Origin of the sequence: Mesorhizobium sp. M0800 (assembly GCF_040320095.1) — a bacterium.
In the GTDB taxonomy this organism is placed as follows: Bacteria; Pseudomonadota; Alphaproteobacteria; order Rhizobiales; family Rhizobiaceae; genus Mesorhizobium.
In genome coordinates, this window is the sequence record NZ_JAMYOZ010000005.1 from 151,736 (window position 1) to 173,710 (window position 21,975).

21 protein-coding genes and 1 tRNA gene are annotated in these 21,975 nt (G+C 59.2%); 12 read left to right on the forward strand and 10 right to left on the reverse strand.

Features of this window, described 5'->3' with window-relative positions; translation table 11 throughout:
- Nucleotides 1-70: 70 nt before the first annotated feature.
- From NKI18_RS09160 to NKI18_RS09180, 5 genes are all read left to right on the forward strand, one after another.
- A complete protein-coding gene (locus tag NKI18_RS09160; RefSeq protein ID WP_353019448.1) occupies nt 71-955 on the forward strand; it encodes a class I SAM-dependent methyltransferase in 885 nt (294 codons plus the stop codon).
- 130 nt (nt 956-1,085) lie between these two features.
- Nucleotides 1,086-1,730: a DUF1007 family protein gene (locus NKI18_RS09165; RefSeq protein WP_502900676.1), complete on the forward strand. Its 645-nt coding sequence runs from the start codon at nt 1,086-1,088 to the stop codon at nt 1,728-1,730.
- Nucleotides 1,731-1,751: 21 nt separating this feature from the next.
- A complete protein-coding gene (locus tag NKI18_RS09170; protein WP_352617939.1) occupies nt 1,752-2,465 on the forward strand; it encodes a HoxN/HupN/NixA family nickel/cobalt transporter in 714 nt (237 codons plus the stop codon).
- Nucleotides 2,466-2,942: 477 nt separating this feature from the next.
- Nucleotides 2,943-3,092, forward strand: coding sequence for a hypothetical protein (locus NKI18_RS09175; RefSeq protein WP_352454963.1), 150 nt, complete (start codon nt 2,943-2,945; stop codon nt 3,090-3,092).
- Nucleotides 3,093-3,287: 195 nt separating this feature from the next.
- On the forward strand, nt 3,288-4,634 hold the full coding sequence (locus NKI18_RS09180; RefSeq protein ID WP_352617692.1) for a hemolysin family protein: 1,347 nt from the start codon (nt 3,288-3,290) through the stop codon (nt 4,632-4,634).
- A 94-nt stretch (nt 4,635-4,728) separates the two neighbouring features.
- Here NKI18_RS09180 and NKI18_RS09185 read toward each other — a convergent pair whose 3' ends face one another.
- The 7 genes from NKI18_RS09185 to NKI18_RS09215 all read right to left on the reverse strand — a co-directional run bounded on the left by NKI18_RS09185 (nt 4,729) and on the right by NKI18_RS09215 (nt 10,788).
- Nucleotides 4,729-5,517: an amino acid ABC transporter ATP-binding protein gene (locus tag NKI18_RS09185; protein WP_502900677.1), complete on the reverse strand. Its 789-nt coding sequence runs from the start codon at nt 5,515-5,517 to the stop codon at nt 4,729-4,731.
- 10 nt (nt 5,518-5,527) lie between these two features.
- Nucleotides 5,528-6,619, reverse strand: coding sequence for an amino acid ABC transporter permease (locus NKI18_RS09190; RefSeq protein ID WP_352617695.1), 1,092 nt, complete (start codon nt 6,617-6,619; stop codon nt 5,528-5,530).
- Nucleotides 6,620-6,621: 2 nt separating this feature from the next.
- Nucleotides 6,622-6,999 carry an ABC transporter permease subunit gene (locus NKI18_RS09195; protein WP_352617698.1) on the reverse strand — a complete coding sequence of 126 codons (378 nt, stop codon included), beginning with the start codon at nt 6,997-6,999 and terminating at the stop codon, nt 6,622-6,624.
- Nucleotides 7,000-7,028: 29 nt separating this feature from the next.
- On the reverse strand, nt 7,029-7,736 hold the full coding sequence (locus NKI18_RS09200; protein ID WP_352617700.1) for an ABC transporter permease family protein: 708 nt from the start codon (nt 7,734-7,736) through the stop codon (nt 7,029-7,031).
- A gap of 65 nt (nt 7,737-7,801) precedes the next feature.
- Nucleotides 7,802-8,890: a transporter substrate-binding domain-containing protein gene (locus NKI18_RS09205; protein WP_352561897.1), complete on the reverse strand. Its 1,089-nt coding sequence runs from the start codon at nt 8,888-8,890 to the stop codon at nt 7,802-7,804.
- Nucleotides 8,865-10,022 carry a trans-sulfuration enzyme family protein gene (locus NKI18_RS09210; RefSeq protein WP_352617702.1) on the reverse strand — a complete coding sequence of 386 codons (1,158 nt, stop codon included), beginning with the start codon at nt 10,020-10,022 and terminating at the stop codon, nt 8,865-8,867. Before NKI18_RS09210 ends, NKI18_RS09205 begins: the two co-directional genes overlap by 26 nt.
- Before the next feature lie 10 nt (nt 10,023-10,032).
- Nucleotides 10,033-10,788 carry a hypothetical protein gene (locus NKI18_RS09215; RefSeq protein ID WP_352617705.1) on the reverse strand — a complete coding sequence of 252 codons (756 nt, stop codon included), beginning with the start codon at nt 10,786-10,788 and terminating at the stop codon, nt 10,033-10,035.
- 678 nt (nt 10,789-11,466) lie between these two features.
- Between NKI18_RS09215 and NKI18_RS09220 the strand changes: the two genes are divergently transcribed.
- Nucleotides 11,467-12,126, forward strand: a complete 660-nt coding sequence (locus tag NKI18_RS09220; protein ID WP_352617708.1) for a HEPN domain-containing protein — start codon at nt 11,467-11,469, stop codon at nt 12,124-12,126.
- Between the two features lie 65 nt (nt 12,127-12,191).
- Here NKI18_RS09220 and NKI18_RS09225 read toward each other — a convergent pair whose 3' ends face one another.
- The gene (locus NKI18_RS09225) at nt 12,192-13,613 is read right to left on the reverse strand and encodes a tyrosine-type recombinase/integrase (protein WP_352617711.1); all 1,422 of its coding nucleotides are present in this window, start codon (nt 13,611-13,613) and stop codon (nt 12,192-12,194) included.
- A gap of 374 nt (nt 13,614-13,987) precedes the next feature.
- On the opposite strand from NKI18_RS09225, the gene NKI18_RS09230 reads away from it, so the two are divergent.
- The 6 genes from NKI18_RS09230 (at nt 13,988) to NKI18_RS09255 (ending at nt 20,181) form a co-directional block, all read left to right on the forward strand.
- Nucleotides 13,988-16,942: an Eco57I restriction-modification methylase domain-containing protein gene (locus NKI18_RS09230; protein ID WP_353019456.1), complete on the forward strand. Its 2,955-nt coding sequence runs from the start codon at nt 13,988-13,990 to the stop codon at nt 16,940-16,942.
- A gap of 176 nt (nt 16,943-17,118) precedes the next feature.
- A complete protein-coding gene (locus NKI18_RS09235) occupies nt 17,119-18,066 on the forward strand; it encodes a hypothetical protein (RefSeq protein WP_353019459.1) in 948 nt (315 codons plus the stop codon).
- Nucleotides 18,067-18,112: 46 nt separating this feature from the next.
- Nucleotides 18,113-18,177, forward strand: a tRNA-OTHER gene (locus NKI18_RS09240).
- 258 nt (nt 18,178-18,435) lie between these two features.
- Entirely contained in the window at nt 18,436-19,425 is a 990-nt protein-coding gene (locus NKI18_RS09245; RefSeq protein WP_352617717.1) for a DUF2332 domain-containing protein, read from the forward strand.
- 274 nt (nt 19,426-19,699) lie between these two features.
- Nucleotides 19,700-19,909: a hypothetical protein gene (locus NKI18_RS09250; RefSeq protein ID WP_352474763.1), complete on the forward strand. Its 210-nt coding sequence runs from the start codon at nt 19,700-19,702 to the stop codon at nt 19,907-19,909.
- Between the two features lie 38 nt (nt 19,910-19,947).
- The gene (locus tag NKI18_RS09255; RefSeq protein ID WP_023677026.1) at nt 19,948-20,181 is read left to right on the forward strand and encodes a hypothetical protein; all 234 of its coding nucleotides are present in this window, start codon (nt 19,948-19,950) and stop codon (nt 20,179-20,181) included.
- Between the two features lie 106 nt (nt 20,182-20,287).
- Here the strand turns inward: NKI18_RS09255 and NKI18_RS09260 are convergent, their stop codons facing one another.
- Both NKI18_RS09260 and NKI18_RS09265 read right to left on the reverse strand, forming a co-directional pair.
- Nucleotides 20,288-20,602 carry a hypothetical protein gene (locus tag NKI18_RS09260; protein WP_352617957.1) on the reverse strand — a complete coding sequence of 105 codons (315 nt, stop codon included), beginning with the start codon at nt 20,600-20,602 and terminating at the stop codon, nt 20,288-20,290.
- Between the two features lie 73 nt (nt 20,603-20,675).
- Nucleotides 20,676-21,971, reverse strand: coding sequence for a cytochrome P450 (locus NKI18_RS09265; RefSeq protein ID WP_352617720.1), 1,296 nt, complete (start codon nt 21,969-21,971; stop codon nt 20,676-20,678).
- Between the last annotated feature and the right edge of the window lie 4 nt (nt 21,972-21,975).

Here is a 21,975-nt window from a genome sequence, read left to right on the forward strand (position 1 = left end):
ATTATGATACGCCAAGTCCAGGAGCTCAAATCGGGTTTGGGCACGCCGCAATGCCAGAAGGTCGCCAGACATGCACTCATCTGATCATCCCGCCGGTAACGGACCGCATTCGCGCAAGAGGGTGATAGCGTTGGCCCTGCTTGCCAAGCTGTCGCTGGTCGCCGGCTTCCTCGTCCTCGCCAAATTGGGCGTGGGTTATGTTCAGGCCGGGGCCTGGACGGCGGCATTCCACGGCCTCGTCCTTGCGGTGATCGCGGGACTGACGCTGTGGGGCAGCCTGCGTCACAGGGGGCTCGTCGGCAACGGTGCGCAGAGCGCGAGCGACAGGGGCATTGGCATCGTCCTGCACCGGGCGGCGGCCTATGACTTGCTTGCGCGCGTTCTGACTTTCGGGCGCGAGGGCCGGTTTCGCGAGTTCATGCTTCGCCCGGCAAAACTCCAGCCCGGCGAAGCGATGCTCGATGTGGCCTGCGGCACGGGAACCCTTGCAATTGCCGCGAAGCGGCTGGTTGGTTCGGACGGAAGCGTCACCGGCGTCGATGCGTCGGCCGAAATGATCGAGAGGGCGCGCGCCAAGGCCGAGCGGTCTGGTCTCGATCTGACTTTCGTCCACGGGACGGCGCAGGAGCTTCCCTTCAGGGACGCGCAATTCGACATCGTCGTCGGCACGCTGATGCTGCATCACCTGTCGAAGCCTGTTCGATCGGCCTTCATCCGCGAGGCGGCACGCGTCTTGAAGCCAGCAGGCCGGCTGTTGCTCATCGATTTCGGCAGGCCGGTGCGCAAGTCCAGATTGCCCAGGCTCCACAAGCATGGTCATGTCGATATGCATTCGGTCGCCTCGCTGTTGACCGAGAGCGGATTCCAGGTCAGCGATATCGGCGCCATAGGTACCAAGAACCTGAGCTATATTCGCGCGACGACGAACAAGGACCAGCAAGGCCAAGCGTCGTGATGACGCTCAGGCGCTAGTTGCATGGCGACCCTGTTCTGAAGAATTGGCGTTTGAATGTCCCATTTCGGCCTGCTTGCAATGGCAGGTGTCCTGCCTGATGCGGAATCGACGAGCGAAATGTGAGCGAAAAATGCGACTGACTGGCATGATATCAGGCGCGGCGCTGTTGCTCGCTTCCGCGGCGGCGGCGAACGCCCATCCGCATGTGTTTGCCGAAGCGAAGCTGGACCTGACCGTCGGTCCAGACAGGACGGTCAAGTCGCTTCGGCACTCCTGGCGTTTCGACGACCTCTTTTCCAGCACCGTGCTGATGGAATTCGACAAGAATTCCGACCTTGTCCTTGATGCCAAGGAACTCGATGAAGTCGCTCTCACCGTCCATGCGTCGCTGGCCGAGTACAACTATTTTCAGATGGTGACCTTGAATGGCAAGGACGTGACGATGGCGCCACCGCCGAAGTTCAGCGTCAGCTATGAAAACGATCAACTCGTCGTCCAGTTCGAAACGCAACCGAAGGATCCGTTGGCCCTTGCTGGAAAAGTCAGCATCGGTGTCTACGACCCGACCTTCTACACGGCGATCGATTTTACCGACGACGACAAGATTGTGGTGGCTGGCCTGCCTGAAGGCTGCTCACGCGCGGTCGTGCGTCCAGATCCGGATACGGCCATCGCGCAGAACCAGAAGAGCCTGACAGACGCGTTCTTCAGTGATCCGACGGGGACCGATCTCGGCAAGATTTTCGCGACGCGCCTTGAATTGACGTGCGGCTGAAGCGGAGCCGGTTCGATGGCCATGTTCCAGACGCTTGTCGAGTTCCAGCGCACGATCTACCTGGCGCTGGCCGAGCAGATCAAACTGCTTTCGGCCGGCGGCGGCTGGTTGGCCTTCATGGCCTTTCTGCCGATGGGCGTGTTGTTCGGTGCGGCGCATGCCCTGACGCCGGGCCATAGCAAAGCCGTGCTGGCCACTTATCTCGCCGGATCGGATGCCAGTGTCCAGCGTGGGCTTCTGGTATCGCTGACACTTTCGCTCACGCATGTGACGATCGCGGTTCTGATCGCGGCGCTCTCGTTGCCTTTGGTGTCCATTGCCCTAGGCAGTGTTGGCCGTGCCCCGCTACTGGAAGACGTCAGTCGGGGCCTGCTTGGCCTGATCGGCGTTTGGATGCTCTACCGCGCATTGAGCCACGGCCATCACCACAAACATGAGGGCGAGGCCGTCGGCGTCATGGCCGGCTTGATCCCCTGTCCGCTGACGCTTTTCGTGATGACCTTTGCGATATCCAGGGGCGTTCCGGTGGCCGGTATTCTTTTCGCAATCACCATGATGGCCGGCGTGGCGCTGACGCTGTCTTGCGTTGCGGTGCTGTCGATCCTGTTTCGGGAGCGCCTGGTGCATTTTTTCGATAGCCGGCCACGCCTGTTCGATGCCATTTCGCGGACGATCGAAGGCGCTGCCGGAATTGTTCTAGCCGGCGTAGCCGTTTGGCAAATCACGTCTCCTTAACGCCGTTTTGGAAAAAGGGACCATGCGACTAGAACCCAATCTCCAAGAAACTCCGGACCCAACTCTGCTTTTGGGCGAAACAGAGTTGGGCGCATGACCGACGAGCCGCCTGCGACGACCTACGTTGTGAGCGTGTCGAGGCACCGCACTGGCGCAAAGTGTTGACGACCAAGGACAAGGCCAAAGCTCTGGCGACAGCAAAAGAGATGGGCGACAAGGTGAGGGTCGCGACGAATGCGCCGCAAGTCTAGCGAGGACAAAGGCGGTGGTCGCACTCAAACCGCGCTGCTATCACGGCAAGGCAAAGAATCTTCAGGCGTTCGCCATCGCAGAGCGTGTGGCTTAGTGAGGTGTGCCCTTGCGTCCTTCAATTGCCGAACGGATTGCAATCCGCGAGCAACATACTGGATTCGCCTTCAGCCGACGATACCGGTTGCGTATTGCCGTGAGGGTTGTGAGCTCCTGGGGAGATCATGAGTGACCGACCGTCAAAAGATCGCTTGGATGATAGCGCTAGCCATACTTGCGGGCATTGCGGTGATTTTGCTCGATCACTGGATCAAGGGCGATCTATCCATGGCGCTGCCATTGACTTCGGTCGACAAGACCAACTCGTCTTCTGTCTGATCTCGTCCGCCGGTCGATGTCGGCCGGCTTTTGTTCGGTCGAGTTCGCAGCGCGAATTTGGGTTTGCTAGCCTTGATTGAGCAGGCCCCGGCGCTGCGGTAGCAGCTCCGGTTTGACGATCTTGGCCTAATGCGGTTGCGCATAGCGCCAAATACGCTTCAGAGATGGCCCCAGTGAGATTAAGCAGAGGATATCATGCCGGCGGACGATGGTAGTCTACGCGACATTCTTGGAATTCTATTGGTTCTCGTACTCGTTGGCGCAAATGGCTTCTTTGTCGCTGCCGAATTTGCGTTGGTGGCGGTCAGGCGGAGCCGAGTCGACGAACTTGCTACCGCTGGGCGCTTGAACGCCGGGCTGCTTCAAAGAGCCTTGGCGAGTCTCGATGCCAATCTTGCCGCGACCCAGCTGGGTATCACCATTTCGTCGCTGGCGCTTGGCTGGGTTGGCGAACCTGCACTCGCCCATCTGATCGAGCCACTGCTGGTTGGAGCGATGGGGTCTCTTGCCACCGCCGGATCCCATACAATCGCCGTCGCAATTGCTTTTATTATCATCACTGCTCTCCACATCGTTCTGGGCGAGTTGGCGCCGAAAAGCCTGGCGCTTCAGCGTAGCGAGGGCACGGCACTCTGGGTGGTGCGGCCGCTAGGCCTGTTCCTGTTCCTGCTCAGGCCGGCGATCCTCGCTTTGAACGGTCTTGGCAATCTGGTGTTGCGTCTCTGCGGGCTACGGCCAGGGACGGGCGAGGAGTCCCTGCATTCGCCTGAAGAGCTGAAGCTGCTTGTCGCGGCGAGCCAGGAGGCAGGGCTGCTTCACCAGACCCAGCAGGAGCTCGTCGAGCGCGTCTTCAACATTGGCGATCGGCGCATCGCCGATATCATGACGCCGCGGCGCGATATCGACTGGATCGACACTGAGGACAGTCCAGACGAGATTCTGCGTACCATCCGTGAATGTCGCCATGAGCAGCTTCTGGTCGGCCGTGGCGGGATCGATGAACCAATCGGCATGATCCTGAAGAAGGATCTCCTCGACCAAGTGCTCGACGGGAAAACGCTCGATCCAATGGCGGTCATCCGCGACCCCGTGATCGTTCATGAAGGAACGCCGATATTCCGCGTTCTCGATCGGTTCAAGAGGGCACCGGTACGCCTGGCGATCGTCATCGACGAATATGGCGCTCTGGAGGGGATCGTCACCCAGACCGATCTGCTCGAAGCCATCGCAGGCGACCTTCCGGATCTGGACGGTGAGGACCCCGACGTCGTCGAGCGTGAAGACGGCTCCCTGCTGATCGACGGTATGATGCTGGCGCACGATGCTTTCGCTCTCCTCGGCTTTCGATCACGGGCGGCAGAGGGTGATTTTCACACGATCGCCGGGTTCGCCCTGTCCCGGCTTGGGCATCTTCCGGAAGCTGGTGAGCACTTCGACTACGAGGGCTGGCGCTTCGAGATTCTCGATATGGACGGAAGGCGGATTGACAAGCTGCTCGCTCGCCGTGAGCCGCCTACATTCCACGGGAAGTCGCCCGGATAGTGGTCTTCGACGCCCATGACGAGAGGCGTATATGCGAGCAAAATTGAGACAGAGTAGTTGAACTGAACTCGTCAAAGCAGACGCGTTCAACTGCTTAATTCAGAATCTGGCTGAGAAACAGCTTGCTGCGTTCATGAAGCGGGCTTGTGAAGAACTCGACCGGAGTGTTCGTCTCGACAATCTCGCCCTGGTCCATGAACACAACGCGGTCCGCAACCTGGCGGGCGAATCCCATCTCGTGGGTGACGCACAGCATTGTCATGCCATCATCGGCCAACGACGCCATTGTATCTAGCACCTCCTTGACCATTTCGGGATCAAGTGCCGAGGTCGGTTCGTCGAACAGCATAATTTTCGGGTTCATGCAGAGTGAGCGAGCAATGGCTACGCGCTGCTGCTGGCCGCCAGAGAGCTGACCCGGATATTTGTGCGCCTGATCCAGAATCCCTACGCGCTCGAGATAGTGGATGGCTGTCTCTTCAGCCTCCTTGCGCCGCAGTCTACGCACCCAGATTGGCGCCAGTGTCAAATTTTCCAACACGGTCAGATGCGGAAAGAGGTTGAAATGCTGGAACACCATGCCGATGTCGCGGCGGATTTCATCGATCTTCTTCAGATCGTTCGTTAGCTCAGTGCCATCTACGACGATATGACCTTTCTGATGCTCCTCCAACCGGTTGACGCAACGGATCATCGTCGACTTGCCAGAGCCAGACGGTCCACAGATCACCAGCTTTTCGCCGCGACGAACGGTGAGATTGATGTTCTTCAAGACATGGAAGGTCCCGTACCACTTGTTGACGCCAATCATCTCGACGGCAGCTGTCTCGGCAGTAGAAGATCCAGGTTCAGCATGTCGCGTGCGAGGAGTGGAAGACAACATGTTCTTGTTCCTAGTGCGATGTCGGACCGCGCCGTTCGAGGAAGTCGGCGAAACGGGCGAAGGAGAAGGAGAGCGCAAAGAAGATCGCGCCGATGAATAGGAAGGTCTCGGCCGCCGGCGATGGCCATTCGGGATCCGCAAGCGCTGCCTTGCCGGAACTGATCAAGTCGAATAGGCCCACGACTAGGACAAGACTGGTGTTCTTGATCATGACGATGATTGTGTTGGCTAGTGCAGGGATGGCCACGCGGATGGCCTGTGGCAGGACAACGAGGTACTGGGTGCGCCAGAAGGGAAGGCCGAGCGCGGCGGCGGCCTCGTATTGCCCATTGGGGATAGCCTGAAGCCCGCCGCGGATGACCTCGGCCAGATAGGCCGCCGCAAAAATGGTCAGAGCAACCAGCGCGCGCACGAATTTGTCGGGCAGCAGCGATTCCGGTAGGAAGAGCGGCATCATGATCGATGCCACGAACAGGATGGACAAGAGGGGAAGGCCGCGCACTGATTCAATCAGTACCACCGCGCCGATCCGCACCGCAGTCATGGAAGAGCGTCGGGCCAGCGCAAGCAGAATGCCGACCGGAAAGGCGACACCGATGGCAACGACGGTCAGTATCAACGTTACAGGAAGTCCGCCCCACAAGGACGTGGGGACTTCGACCAGGCCAAGGCCACCACCCATCAACCAGACGATCAACGCGAATGCTGCCAACCAGAGCGCGAGTAATCGGGGTCTCCAGCTAGCCGGGCGAACAGACCAGCCCAGCAGCGCCAGGATGAGTATGCACACAATGGCGGGACGCCAGCGGTCATCAATCGGATAGATGCCGAACAGGAGCTGGCCGGACTTGGCGTATACGAAACTCCAGCAGGCTCCAGCCGCCGCACGACAGGCGTTCGGGTCGGGTTCGAACAGCACTGCGTCTATGACGAGCCAGTGCAGCACTGGCGGGACGGTGACCATCAGCAGAGTGCCAAACACCAGCGTCAATGCGGCGTTGAGAGGCGTACCGAATAGGAGCCCGGCAGTACGCTGCAGGACTGGGAAGCGAACACGTCGCTCCAGGGGCTCGACGGGTAACGGGAGAGAAACGGCCTTCATGATTATCGCTCCACGATGGCGATGCGGCGGTTGTACCAGTTGGCTGCGCCCGACATGGTGAGATTGAGGGCGAGATAGACGCCGAGAATGATGAAGACGCCTTCAATGGAGTGGCTGGACTTGCTGATGGTTGTATTCATGACTGCAAGGAAATCCGGGTAGCCAACCGCAATTGCCAAGGTCGAGTTCTTGACGACGTTGATGTACTGGCTGTTGAGCGGTGGCACGATTACCCGCAGCATCTGGGGGATGACGATCAGGCGCAATATCTTGCCGCGCGGAAGGCCAAGCGAATGGCCAGCGTCCCACTGGCCGCGGCCGATCGACAGGACACCGCCACGCACGATTTCTGCTACGAAACCGGTTGTGTAGAGGGTCAATCCGATGAGGATCGTGCTGAGCTCCGGGGTCAGTTCTTTGCCACCTTCAAAGTTCGAGCCGGTGAAGACCGGCCAGTCGATGGTGAACCGCGCGTCAGCGAGCCAAACTCCTGCGGCGCTAACTGCCAGCACACTGGGCGCGACAGCCTTCGGCGACCAACCTTTGCGTACTCGATCCAGCCTGCGATAGCGAGCGCGATGGCGCACAAGATCATGAGGAGACCGGTCATGCCTACGTCGATGCCAACGGCTGGGACCACGAAACCGCGCATGGAAGCATAGACGCCAGGCAGCGGGTTGAGCGCCTCGCCGACTGGCGGCAACATTTTCCACCATAGCGAATACAGGAAGATCAGAAGGACGATAGGGGGCGAATTGCGCGCCAGTTCCACCCACACGCGACATGTGCCCGCAGCCAGTGGGTTGCTGCTCAGCCGCGTGATGCCCACGATCAGTCCGAGAATGGACGAGAAGACGATGACCAGCGTGGAAATGAAGACTGTGTTGGTCAGCCCGACTACAATGGCCCAGTAGTACGGATCCCGCGACTTGTATGTGAGGATTGCCTCGGAGATGACGATCCTGGACGGCATGGACAAGAAGTCAAAGCCTATCGGGATACCGCGCGCCTCAAGGTTGGCGAAGGTGGTGCTGACGAGTAGCGCGGCGAACGCCAGGAAAGCAGTCGCCAAGGCGGCCTGAATGATGATTGATCTGATTTTGGCGTCACTCAACATGCTGACCTCGGATCCACATCGCTATCGGAAGCGAGGAGAGCGCTAGGCGCTCCCCTCGACGCGCCTCAATCCCACGGGAAAGGGTAGTTCAGGCCGCCATCTTTCCACAGGGCGTTCAAGCCGCGTTCGACCTTGAGCGGGCTATCCTTGCCAAGATTGCGATCCCAAATCTGGGCGTAATTGCCGGTCTGCTTGATGACGTTGTAGACCCAATTGTCATCCAGCCCGAGGGGCTTGCCGAAGCCGGCTTCCTTGCCCAGCACTCGCTGGACCTCCGAATTGCCCCCAGCGAGCTTTTCGTCGATATTTTCCGACGTGATGTTGTTGGCCTCTGCCCAGAACAGGGCGTTTATCGTCCAGCGAACGATGTCGAAGAGCTGTTCATCGCCGCGCGCGATCGCCACGCCATTGGGCTCGGCAGCCTTTCCGACTTTGATGATGTCGTAATCGTTAGGATTCTTTGCGACCGAGGCACGCTGCCCTGCTGCCGCGGTTCCATCGGTGACGTAGGAATCGCAGCGGCCGCCGAAGAAGGCATCGCGGGCCTGGAGGGTCGAGTCGTAGTAGACCTTCTTCATCGAGATCCCGAACTCCTCCTCGGTTTCCTCGATCGCCTTCTCGGTCAAGCTGCCGCCGCCTTGAAGGCAGACTGTCTTTCCGTCGAGCAGCTTCGGCTCGGTGATTTTGTCCGCTTTGCGGACGAGGATACCATCCGTGTCATAGAGGTTGATCCAGACGAAACGGACCACGGCATCGCGCGTGTAGGTGATCGTGGACGTGCGCGACAGAATATCGATTTCTCCAGTCTGTAGCGCAGGAAGTCGCTGAGCAGCATTGAGCGGCACGTATCGGATCTTATCCTTGTCCCCAAGAATGGCGACCGCGAATGTACGACAGATGTCGGAATCGAAGCCGCGATAATACCCCTTTTCGTCGGGGCGAGAGAGACCGGGCACTCCCTGGCTCGCGCCGCAACTGACGTAGCCGCGTGCCTTTATCTTTTCGACGACGCTTTGCGCGGCCGCATCTCCCGCGCTTGACGCCAGGCCGACCAGCCCGATCGCTAAGGCGGCAAGCCATTTATGCCCTTCGCATTTCATATCCATTCCCCTTTCGTTGAAGTTGTTGTCATTCTGCAGCCTTGGCGTCGCCAACTGTGGTTCGTCGCGTTTCCGCAAAGTGCTCGAAGGCCTGTGACAGATCGGCCAGAAGGTCGCCGTCGGCCTCCAGGCCGATAGAGAGCCGCCAAACTGGGCCAGGCTTCAGCCAGTCGAGGCCACTGCGGCCCTTTCGAGGATCACTGACGGAGATCAGCGAATGCACCCCGCCCCAGCTTGCACCTAGCCTGAACAGTCGCATGCGACGCAGAGCCTCGGATTGGTGAGGCGCTAGTTCCGGCTCCAACACAAACGAGAAGACACCTGCCGATCCGGCGAAGTCACGCTTCCAGGTCGAGTGGCCGGGATGGTCGGGCTCACTCGGATGCAGGATCTGCGCAACCTCGGGACGCTCCGACAGCCACGATATGATGTTCTGCGCGGTGCTGTCGGCTTGGCGCATGCGCACCGGCATGGTCATCAGGCCACGCTCGCACAATGCGCAATCCTCTGGCGAAACGCCGTAACCGAGAAAACGCGCGGTATCCTTTAACCGCCGGAACAAGGTCTCGTCGTTCATCGCCACCGAGCCCATCAGCAGGTCGCCGTGGCCGCCAGCATGTTTGGAAAGTGCCTGCATCGAGATGTCGACACCATGCTTGAGTGGTTTGAACAGCAAGTGTGAGGCCCAGGTGTTGTCGACCGCGACAAGCGCGCCAGCCTCGTGGGCCGCAGCCGTGATTGCCGGCACGTCCTGTACCTCGAAGGTCGCGGAACCCGGCGATTCCACCCAGACCAGCTGCGTCCTGCCATCGATTAACGCTGAAAGTCTTCCATCGAGCTTGGGGTCGTAGGTCACCGTATCGATGCCAAGGGGAGCGAGAAGGCGGGCGGCCATTTCGCGTGCCGGCCCATAGAACGTCTCCGGGATCAGAACCCGATCGCCACCATGGCAGACGGCCATGGTCGTCAGCGTTATGGCCGCCATTCCGGAAGGGACGACGAGCGCCCGAGATCCACCTTCCAGTGCAGCGATATGGTCTTCCAACTGGCGGCTGGTCGGAGTCCCGTAAAGTCCGTAACTGAAGCCATCGTACAGTCGCTCGACGCGGCGCTCGAAGGAGTCCAAATCGTCGAAGACGACCGTGGAGGCGCGTTCACGCCCGCAGTCAGCAGGACCAACTGCCAATCAGTCATCGCTACCTGCCCCAATCGTGCGCGCCACCGCCGCCTGTGAGCCATATGCCGTCTGAGAGGTAGACCGGCTCGCCCGTGCCTCCGAAGATGGAGTAGAGATCTTCCCCGTCGTCGGTTTCACAGAGGTTGCGGGGCCGGCTGGGCAGCTTCTTCGTGGTCCACAACGGGACCAACATTTCCTCCAGTCCGGGGTCGTTACGCAGGAACGCCTCGGCGAAGTCGGCTATCCGCTTCAGGATGTTCTGTTGGCTGCCGTGGAACTCCTGCCCGAAAAACGGCGACGCCATCCTGCTCGTTCGAAGCACGGAGTCACGCTTCATTTCTTCGTCGGGCAGGCCATGGAGTAACTGCACGTCGATGCCGTTCTTGCGCATCAAAATCAGCCCAGTACGTGTCTCGCTCGTGGCAGTAAACGCCAGCCGGTAAGCCTTGTTGGCGGGACGTCGCCGTATCCATCCCATCCCGTTGAGATGCATCGCGAGATCAACAGGGCGCGCCAGACCGCGGACACTCAGGGACTCTCCGGGGGCTAGTAAAATACCGCTTCTGGTGAAGTCCGCCTCTCGCTCCAGGCATTCGATGGTGTGACTGCAGTTCCAGTTCAGATAGTTGAGATCGGCAACGCGGGCACATTTCAACGCGCCGTCCTTCATCCGGACGACCACATCATCCCCGATGATGACGTCAGTTCTGGTGCAGTTGACCGGATAGGCTCTGCTTGAACGGTCGAAGGCAACATGAGCAATGATGTAGGACACTTGGCTTTCCCCCGTGTCTGGTTTGCGTCAAACGCTCGTCCGGGGTCAAGAGCGCAGTACCCTCATTAGATTCCGCCGGCGGATTTGCAGTTTGTCGCGCGATGCCCAACCCTTGTTGAGAGGCGACGCGAAAGGGAGAGCACAGAATGTGGGAGGGGTGACATGGAAGGAGAAGCTGCCTGCGGGCACAGAAGGTCTCGCACCTCTTGAGGGATAGCGAGGTCAGCAAATTTTCACTGTCCCTGATAACTGTCCCTGATAGATGGGGGTGCTTTCGACATATGCCTGTAGCGCGATCGTACAGAACTGGTCGAGCATGGTGCGCCGCAGATCGACCATTTGAACGCCCGATAAGTGCCCTGTTTTCCCCGACACCACAGCAAATTGCTCTCAGCGATGCGGTGGTCTGCAAGCCAGCGCGGATGAGTAGATCGCGTGACTAGGCGCCAGCTTGCAGGATTTTTCGAAGGGGCACCGATTGCAAGCCTCCGCCTTTGTCCTTCAATATTCTCAGGCTGTGCGCTCAATTCTGCGATGACGCCTGCGACGGCAAGGTGCTGTTTAGCGGAGAACGTGGGCTTGGTCGCCGACATTGTGTGAGATCTCAAAGGGGCTGACACCATTGATAACTTCGGGCACGTTGCCGAGGAGCCTGGCTAAACAACGGTGGGAGGGGACATGCCGTCGAAAGCAATTGGGAAGTTCGAGGGTGCGATGATGAAGGATGTCAATCGCATCATTCAAACCCACGGAGACATCCAGAACGGCAATCCCGGCAATATGGGTCTCGGTCATCTTACTCGGTCAGGCGTGTTGCTGCTTTGCGCGGCCTGGGAACTCTACGTCGAAGAATTGCTGATCGAAGCGGTGACGGCTAACATCGCTCGCTCCCCGACACCCGATGGACTTCCGGCCGCGGTGCAGAAGACCATCGCCCAATACATCAAGGCCTCGAAGCACGAGTTGAAGCCACTGGCGATGGCAGGTGACGGTTGGAAAACGATCTACCTCGAGATCGCGAGGGAGGTGGTTGTTGGTCTGAACACTCCCAAGAAGCATAACATCGACCAGCACTACTCGGCGCTAGTAGGCATACCAGATCTGTCCAATGCATGGAGCCTAGGCGCGGCCGCGGTAAACGACTTCGTGGAGGCGCGAGGCGACATCGCACACCGTGGCAGCGATGCCGGCAATATCCACATGAACAAACTGAGGGATGTCTTCAAGCCGCAGATCACCAAGTGCGCGATCGAGACGGACAATGCGATCACGACCTTTATCCGGAACGCGTTTGAGCCCCATTCCTATCCTTGGAATCGCAAGGCCGTCCCGAACTAAGTAACCACAAGCGACGAAACGCGCTGGCCTCGTCGTGCCCGGCAAAGGACGGTAGGCAAGGCCGGCTACGCTGCTTCGCTCTGGCCAGCCGCTCGATCCGCAGTGCCGTGCTTTGGCGGATTTCTCGATCCTCTGCCACGCGCCTGGAACTGCACGATGTTCGAACTCGGAACCTCCCCGCGCATCAGCATGGCGATATGGTCACCGATTCGATTGGCGGCATCGACCAGGAGGATGTCGACACGCTTGAGGATGTACCCACCGGTGACGCCGCCGAGACGATGACCCAGCAGGGCGGCAATCGTGGGGAGCGAGGCCCCCAGTTCTTCCGCGATGCCGGCGAAACTGTGCCGGAGGCTATGCAACGTGACTCCATCCAGCGGCCCTGTTTCCGGAGGAACTTCCCCTCGCTCCTCTGCAGCGGCCGCCGCCAGTTGCCGCGCTGTCTTCTGTATCGTGCGCCACAGACCGGGCAACCCCTTGTACGTGGCGCCTTCTGTCTCGGCGGCGAAAACGAAATCGGAAATCGCTTCCAGATCATCGATGATGGCGAACGCCGAGCGACCAAGCGGACGGAGCGAGAAACCTGTCTTGGTTTCTTTGAGAGCGATGCAGGTTCCGTTCGCATCAACCTCGTCCCAACGCAGATGCTCGCATTCTCCTTTACGCACGCCGCTCAGTGCGATGAAGCGGATGCCCGCTATACCAATCAGACTATGAAGTGGTTGATTGTTGCGGTCGCGCTTGCCCTCGAGCACCTTCAGGCTATCCGCGAGAAGGCGATATTGTTCGCCAGTCAGCAGTGCCTTCTTTTGAGCGTCGGCAAAGCGTCGTACGCCCCGCACCGGGTTCGCCACGACGTGACCATTCTCGATACCCCACGCGAAAATCGCGCCAAGCAGACCGAGGGTGCGCGTGATGGCACCCTTCCCGCCTTTGACAATCGATCGGCTGCGGAAGCCCAGTTTCTTGTCGCGGGCCGTCTTGCCGGTAACAACACCTGTCTTGAATTGCTCAATGTCCGCACGCTTGACCTCGCGGGCCTTGAGTTGCCCCAGCAGAGGTTTGATATGGGCATCGATACGCGACTGGTCGGTCGAAAGCGTACTGGCCTTCTTCGGGGTTCCCTTTCGACCGAGGACTAGGCCCGCGTTCGCAGATTCCATATAGAGGTCGCAGAGTTGCGTGATGGTGAGGGCCTCGCGATGCTCGTCACGATCGGCGGCGGGATCCTGACCCTCCACCACTTTGGCAAGCTCGACCTTCGCAAGTTCGCGCGCGCGCTCGACCGTTAGCGGCCCGTACGTGCCAAGCTTGAGCCACCGCTGCCGGCCGCTTCGCGCGCGGAATGTGACGACGAAGGTCTTGCGGCCAGAGGGCAGGACGCGGATCGCAAAACCTTTGAGTTCGCTATCCCAATAAAGCGTTCCAGTCTTTTCTTCGGTGGCTTTGAGGGCATCGACAACGCGCTTTGACAGTTTGGGCATGACAGGCTCCCACAGAAATTGCTACCATATTGCAACCAAGTGGGAGAAAGAACAAGGCCAAATCGGGATACTTGCAGCGTGGCGGTGTGGACGTAAGCCGTTGATTTATAGGGAATTTGGATACTATGGCGAACAGTGTCGGGAGTGGTGTTTAGCCCTCCGAAGGCAGAGGTCACAGGTTCGAATCCTGTCGGGTGCGCCAGTTTTGCACATTAAGATACGAGTGCGCTAAGCTAGGCCGGAACCGTACCTCTTCCGTATAGCGACCCAAGTTATTGCAGCTGATGTAACTCGGCACTTTAAGATACCCTTTGAACCTCGCCGCTCTGTGATCTATCACAAGCTACCTTGTGGGATCTTTGGGGGAATGCAGTTTGGTATCCAGTGCCTATCATGGAAGCCTGTTCACAAATGACTTTGTTGAAAGCTCCATAGCTGATCTGCACGATTGGCAAGCGCTCACTGAGCCCGATCTGAATGTGATACGCACAACGATCAATGGTGCCTTTGCGCGGTTCCCCATAAACCAGACGCCGAACGAAGCTACGACTGAAAACGACCTGATCTGGCCGATTCTCAGGGCGCTTGGTTGGGAACAGTTTCTGACCCAACAGAATCTCACTGCAAGCGGTCGACAGGACGTACCGGACGCTGTTCTGTTCATTGACGAGGCTACCAAGAGCAGGGCCAATGCCCGTCCCGAAGAATGGCGTCGTTATGAGTTCGGGGCGGCGCTAGTCGAAAGCAAGCGATGGCTTCGCCCGCTCGACCGGCGCTCCGAAAAGCGGGATGAGGTCACTGCTCCCTCCACTCAGATGCTGCGCTATCTGCGCCGGGTGGATGATCTGACCAATGGCAATCTCAGGTGGGGCATACTGACTAACGGTCTGCGCTGGCGATTGTACTATTCGGGTGCGCAATCCATTGCCGAAGATTTTTTTGAAATCGACCTAGGGTCCGTACTTGGCCTCGCCAATTTCGAGGGCGGATTGTTCGCGCTAACGACCAGTGAGCGAGACCACTGGTTCAAGGTCTTCGTACTCGCGTTCCGTAGGCAAGGATTCATCGCGGGTACCGATCAGCGTACGTTCCACGACCGCGCACTTGCGGAAGGCAAGTTCTATGAAGAACGTGTCGCAAAGGACTTGTCTGATCTCGTCTTTGGGTTTGTATTCCCCGCGTTGGTCAAGGGCATTGCAGATGCGACACCCGACGGCACTCCCGTTCAGCAAGTACGCGAAGCTGCACTGATCCTGCTCTATCGCCTGTTGTTCATTCTCTACGCTGAAGACCGCGACCTGCTTCCGGTTCGGGAGCCCCGATACGATGACTACAGTCTACGCGAAAAGGTCCGTCTCGACGTAAAGAGGCGCAAAGATGCTAATGATGTATTCTCAGCGACCGCAGCCCGGTATTGGGCCACTCTTGATGATCTATGCAGGGCGATAGACGCCGGTGATGCTTCAATTGGTTTGCCTCCTTACAATGGGGGTCTGTTCAGCCGTGACAGAGCTCCGCTGCTCGCAGGCATTCGGCTAGGCGATGCCCTGATCGCGAACGTCATAGACGTATTGTCCTTCACCCAGTCGGATGGACAGAGGCATTACATCAACTATCGCGACCTCAGCGTGCAGCAACTTGGTTCGATCTATGAACGACTTTTGGAACATGAGGTCACATGGCAGGATGGCGAGGTTGAGGTCCGGCCAAACATCTTCGCCCGTAAGGCATCTGGCAGCTACTACACACCTGACGATCTTGTCGGTCTCATCATCGAAGAGACGCTTCAGCCTCTCGTCGCACGTTACACAGACGCCTTCAGGGAACAGGCAGAAGCTTTGGGTAATCAATCCAAGGGAGTGAATCGGCGCGGCTCCCTGACCCGCTTTGATCCCGCGACGAAGTTATTGGAGTTGAAGGTGTGCGACCCGGCCATGGGGTCCGGCCACTTCCTTGTTAGCCTAGTCGATAAACTCGCAGACCATGTGATCGAAGCCATGGCGGAGGCAGAGGTTGTGCTTGAGTGGGGCGACTACCACTCACCGCTTGCAGAGCGCATTGAAGCCATTCGCAACGTAATACTCGACAATGCCGAAAAGGGCGGCTGGACTGTCAACGAGGAGCAACTCGATGACCGCCATATTATTCGGCGCATGGTTTTGAAGCGTTGCGTCTATGGCGTGGACAAGAATCTGATGGCAGTTGAATTGGCGAAGGTGGCGCTATGGCTGCACACCTTCACGGTCGGCGCCCCCCTGTCATTCCTCGACCACCATTTGCGTTGCGGGGACAGTTTGTTCGGTGAATGGGTGAGAGGGGGCATCGACAAGGCGACGGTACAGGGAAGTCCGCTGCTGCTTCATGAACCAGTACGACGTGCGCTTCGCGCTGCAGCTTCGATGCAAATAATCGAAGGGCTCACCGACGCAGAGATCGCTGAGGCGCATCGATCTGCTGACGTATTCGCCGAAGTTACTGGAATGACCGAAACGCTGAATGCGCTTCTTTCGCTCATTCACGCGCTCGACTGGCTTAATCTGCGCGATCGAGGTGACCGCGCAGCCGTGAGCGCATTTTTCGACAGTCAGTTTGGCGACCCGATACAGATTGCATTGCGCCGCGCTGAACCGGAGGCAGCACGAGAAGACGGGCGGCGGTTCGCTGCGATCCTCGCCCGGGCGCGGGAACTGATCGACGAAGAAAACTTCCTCCACTGGCAGGTCGCGTTTCCCGGCGTCTGGACGGAATGGGAGCAGGAAGGCCTCACCGGAGGTTTTGACGCGGTAATAGGCAATCCGCCTTGGGACCGGATGAAACTACAGCAGGTGGAATGGTTCGCGGCCAGACGCCGTGAAATCGCGCTCGCCCAGCGCGCCTCTGATCGCAAACGCATGATCGTTGCCCTCGAGGCATCTGACGACCCGCTGGCACGGGACTTTGCCAAGGCGAACGATCGCGCCGAGGCGGGAACTCGCATGGCGCGTTCAAGCCGGGATTACCCGCTCTTGTCGGGCGGAGACGTGAATCTCTATTCATTGTTCGTCGAACGGGCCATGACGATTGTGAAACGGGACGGCGCCGTTGGTCTTCTCACGCCGTCCGGAATAGCTTCCGACCTCACTGCCGCTCGATTCTTTAAGGGCGTTGCCGCGGAAGGGCGGCTTAGGGCCCTCTATATGATTTTGAGAACAGGCGCACACGTTATGATGCAGAGCCCTTCTTTCCCGACGTGGACAGCAGGTTCAAGTTCTGCGCATTCATCGCGAGCTCAACTCCTGCTGCAAAACCGGCTAAATGCGCCTTCTTCCTTCAGCACGTATCTGAGCTAAGAGACCCCGAACGCTGCTTTCCTCTCACTCCAGAAGATTTTACGCGCGTTAACCCGAACACGGGCACGGCTCCAATTTTTAGGACCCGGCGCGATGCCGAACTGACGACCTCAATTTACAATCGCTTGCCTGTACTTGTTGATCGGTCTGCGGACCCTCCAGTCAAAGCATGGCCCGTGAAATATGCCACAATGTTCCATATGACAAATGACAGCCATATGTTTAGGACGCAGGTAGAACTTGAAGGAGAGGACGAGGCCTATCCGATAGAACAGAACAAGTACCGGAACGCGGCTGGAGATTGGGTGCCATTGTACGCCGGGCGCATGATCCACATCTTCGATCACCGCGCTGCCTCCGTTCGGGTTAATGAAGCTAACCTTCACAATGCCGCACTCAGCGGAAACATAACTGTTGAGGAGAAAGCCAAACCCGATTTCGTTACAACACCCCAGTACTGGGTGCCGGAACGAGCAGTTGCACTTCCGACCGGTTTGGACTGGGTAATCTCGTTTCGAGATATTGCGCGTGCTACGGATGCGCGGACATTGATCGTTGCTGCCTTGCCTCGCATTGGGGCCGGGAACACTCTGCCATTGATATTGCCGGATGAACATAGCGTGCTGTCGCCCGCCTTGTTGGGAAACCTGTGCTCAATTGGTTTGGATTATGTGGTGCGACAGAAGGCCCAAAGTACCCACCTGAACTGGTACATTGTCGAACAACTGCCGGTCATTCCACCCGATACGTACAACGTGGCCCGCTTCGGCAACAAAACTGCTCTTGAGATTGTTACCGAGACCGTACTGGAGCTTACGTACACGGCGCATGATATGGCACCTTTTGCCGTGGCTATGGGGTATGTGAATGAAAACGGTTCGGTGAAGCCTCCTTTCGTCTGGGACGAAGACCGCAGGCTGCACCTTCGAGCCAAACTCGACGCGTTATATTTCCACCTCTACGGGGTCACGGACCGGGATGACGTGCGGTACATCTATTCCACATTTCCAATCGTTGAGCGTGAGGAAACAGGGACCTGGGGCAGTTACCGGTCGCGTGACTTGTGTTTGCATTACATGAACGCACTTGCAGCGGGACACCCGGATGCTGTTGTGGAAGGTTAGCGGTCGCCCGGGAAATTCCGACAGTCGACGAGTTCAGAGGCGAGTTGCAGGCGCAAATTAGTCGCGCACCCCAGGCAGAGGTCACAGGTTCGAATCCTGTCGGGTGCGCCAAATCTCAAAATGTACGGCCCGGAGACATGGGTTGCGGTTTATACCGGAGACATGGTGGACCACACCCTTGGGCGAGACACCAATTAGGGACAGTTCCCCAGATTTTGGATTGCGCACAGCCTCCTAGCGCAACGGTTAAGTAGGCGACCGCGGGAAGTCCGCGGGGGGTCAAGCCTGTGTAAAAACGCCGGGCCTGGCTCCAATCAGATCCGTGGATCGTGTACTGTGATGAGACGTTGGGACCGAGGATCAGCGGATATGGACGAGGAGGGCTTGGCCGAGATCTCAGCCCGATATATTCGCTTCGCCGATACGGAAGCACGCGGTCGCTCGCCGCTCTACGAGGAGTTGGCTCGGGCAGTCGCTGGGAACCGGGAGGCGCTCGGTTTCCTGTCGACTCTTCCGGACCCAAAGCGGCAACCGAACCTTCTACTTGCAGCGGTGCGTCACCTGTTCGGCACGCCGACAGGGTGGACCGAGCTTCGCCAGGCGCTTCAGGCTAATCCCGACGCTATCCGCTCGCTCATGCTCGAGCGCTCAACGCAAACCAACGAGCCGGGAAGATGCGCCACCCTGCTCCCCGTCCTGGCGCGTTTGCCGCAGCCGCTGGCCCTCATCGAGGTCGGGACCTCCGCAGGGCTCTGCCTCATGCCCGACCTCTATGGCTATGACTACGGACGCAAGGTAATCCGCGCACCCGCGATGGCCATGGAGCCGCCTGTCTTCCGATGCTTCGCCAGCGAAACAACGCCATTGCCGACGGCCTTGCCGCAAGTCGTCTGGCGGGCGGGATTGGACCTGAGCCCGATAGATGCTTCAGACGACTCGCAAGTCGCATGGCTTGAGACGCTGGTCTGGCCGGAACAGACAGCACGGCTCGCCAATCTGCGGGCGGCCCTAAAGATCGCTGCCACAGTCAAGCCTCGGGTGGTGAAGGGCGACCTGCGCGGGAGCGACCTCGTGCAACTCTGCAACGAAGCGCCAAACGACGCTACACTCGTCATCTTTCACACAGCCGTTCTCGACTATGTCTCCGACCTTGGTGACAGAGAAGCTTTCGCCGAGCAGGCGATGCGTCTCTCGCCTTATTGGGTATCGAACGAGTTCCCTCGCGTCTTCCCGTCCATCGCCACACGCGCCGGAACAAGCTGGCCGCCTGGCCGCTTCCTCCTATCTGCGAACGGCTCCCCTGTAGCTTGGACTGACCCGCATGGCGCCTCGCTCGAATGGATCGCGGACGAGGCGTAGGCTATAGGTGGTGGATTGCCGTCCTTGGCCAGAGACGCCATCAGTTCTCAGTTTCATCTATGCTCGTTTGCCACTGCTTGCGTCTTGAATTCGCGGCAAGCGCCCTTCGGACTTGCTACCGGGTGGTTGAAAGAAGGAACGGCGCGTTGGGCGCGCGAAGACCGCATCCGCAGTCGGGAACCACAGCTATCGGCAAGCCGTTTACGCTGCAAACCCGCCTGTCGATCCTCAGAGCCGGGCGAGTTCTCCGAGACCCACAAATTGGAGATTGATCATGACTAGCGCTGCCGACCGCGATCCGCGCCACCACACGCAGAAAATGCAGAAAAAGTTGGAGGAGGTGAAGCAGCACCTTCGCGAGGACATCGAGAAGGTCGATGAGCCGCAGCTGAAGGCGATGTTCGAGACGTCCGCCGAGGTGATCGGCGGTCTCCAGAAGGCGTTCCAGGACTATGAACAGAAGAATGAACCCGCTTGGCGTTGAACGCCTTCTTCGCGGGTAGGTTTCAAGGGAGACGCCCCGTGCCCGCACCACCCGAAATGGATGTCGTCCTCGAAAAGCTGCCGTTGAGGATCGGCGCCTATATCCCCGACGACTTGCTGGAGGACTGGTTTGCGCCGGGAACCGGCATGAACCCGGTCAGCAAGGAAGCGCTTGCCACCGCCAAGAATTACGGATGGCGCTTCGAATGCGAGTTCAAGCACTACCCCGAACGCAAGGAAGGCGTGTTCTGGAAGTGGGTGCCGGCGATCTGACCGGCGCTGGACGGTTCATCGTTCCGCGGAAACGCAGAACCGGTCTATCTTATTGTTTGACGCAAATACCGGACGGAAAACCGCTTCACACTTTTCCTGGAATTGCTCAGCCTCCGCCTATCGGCGTCATCACCTTGCCGGTTCCGCCGCATTCGGGGCAAATTCGGCCGTCGATCATGCCTGACCCTGCACAGCGGCGGCAAATGTTCTCGCCGGCGCCGGGAATGCCTGCGGGGACTTCGTCCGTGTTGGTCTGACCGGCTTGCCGGGGCTTGCCCTGCAGCTTGTTTCTCAGCCGGGCGACCCAGCCTTCGTCGACCTCGAGCGGCCTGCTGCTGTCGTCCGGCAGGCCTTCGCCGGATTGGCCGATGGTTTCATTGCGCGGCCGGTCGTTCGCGCCTGTCGTGATCTTCTGAGCCATTGCGTTTGCCTTTACGCCTTGCAATTTTCGAACGCCTCAGCTGCGCAGAGGTTCCGGTTCGACCGGCAGCCTTTCAGCCGGGTTTTCGCCGCACATTATCTATCCTGAACCCGGATTTCGGCCGCGCCGGCATGCGAGCAAGCGCGACGGTCATATCCTGATCAGGCACCTGGTAGGCCATCGACCGCGTCAGCAGGCGAACCGCTTCCATGATCAGCGCGACGGTGACGGCTTCTCCGGGGCAGCGATGGGTAGTCGCCGGATCTCCGCCGCCATGCGGGATGAAGTCGAAGCCGTGGGTTTTCCAGCTCAAGCCGCGCTCCGGGATAAATCGCTCCGGCTCCACAAACAGACGCGGATCATGGTTGGTGCCGTGCAGGTCGAGCACAACCCAGTCGCCTTTACCGAAGCGGTAGCCCTTCCATTCGAACGGGTGGCGTGCGCGGCCGCCGATGAACGGGAAGAACGGATAGAGCCGGCGAACCTCCTCGGCGAAGGCTTCCAGCCCGTCGTCATCGCCGGCGGCGAACCTGTCGTGCCATTGGCGGTGCTGGTGAAGCGCCAGCGCCGCAAACATGATGAAGCGGCCGATGGCGACGATTGGACGGATAATGTTGATGATTTCGACCGCGGCACTGGCAACATCGAGCGGCATTCCCTCGGCATCGACATGTTCGCTGACCAGGCGAACCGGGCTGTTTGCCGGCAAATCAAGCGCGCCGCTTCGAACGCGCCGTACAAGCTCGCCGATAGTGCGTTCGGTCCGGCGTCGCCGCCACAGCGCCAGCATGGTCGACGGCCCAATGCCGCCGGCGTTCTCGACCATGCTGCTGAGCTCGCGGCAGAGTTCGGCGCGATCCTTGTCGGCGGGGATGCCGGCCCAATCCGCTGCCGCCTGGGTCAGGACGAGGTTTACGGCGTCGAACAGGACGATCTCGTCACGCCGCTGCCAGTCTTCCAGCTGGTCGAGCCAGGCGCGACGGAAAGTTGCGCGGAGCCGCTCGATCTGGTCGCCATCCAACAGGATCGACAGGAAAAGCGCCTTGCGGTGGCGGTGAGCGGCGCCGTCGAGCCCCTGGACGCTGCCCTTGTCCTGCAGCAGACGCAGCGTGGTCTGCGGCATCGCGCCAACTCGGGTGAAGTGGTCGCCGCCATAAAACATCTCGGCAGCCTCGGCACCGCGGACGCAGATTGCCGGCCGCAGCATCAGGCGCGTGGCAAAGATGTCGGTGTTCATGCGCCGGCAGCGGGCCGAAATGAAGTCATAGCCCTCGCGCAGCAGGGCCAAGGTGCTGTCGAATGCGGCGCGCGGAATGGGTTTTGCGGCATGATTGCCGCCGTCGGCATCGATCAGTTCACGTCTGTTCATGGCG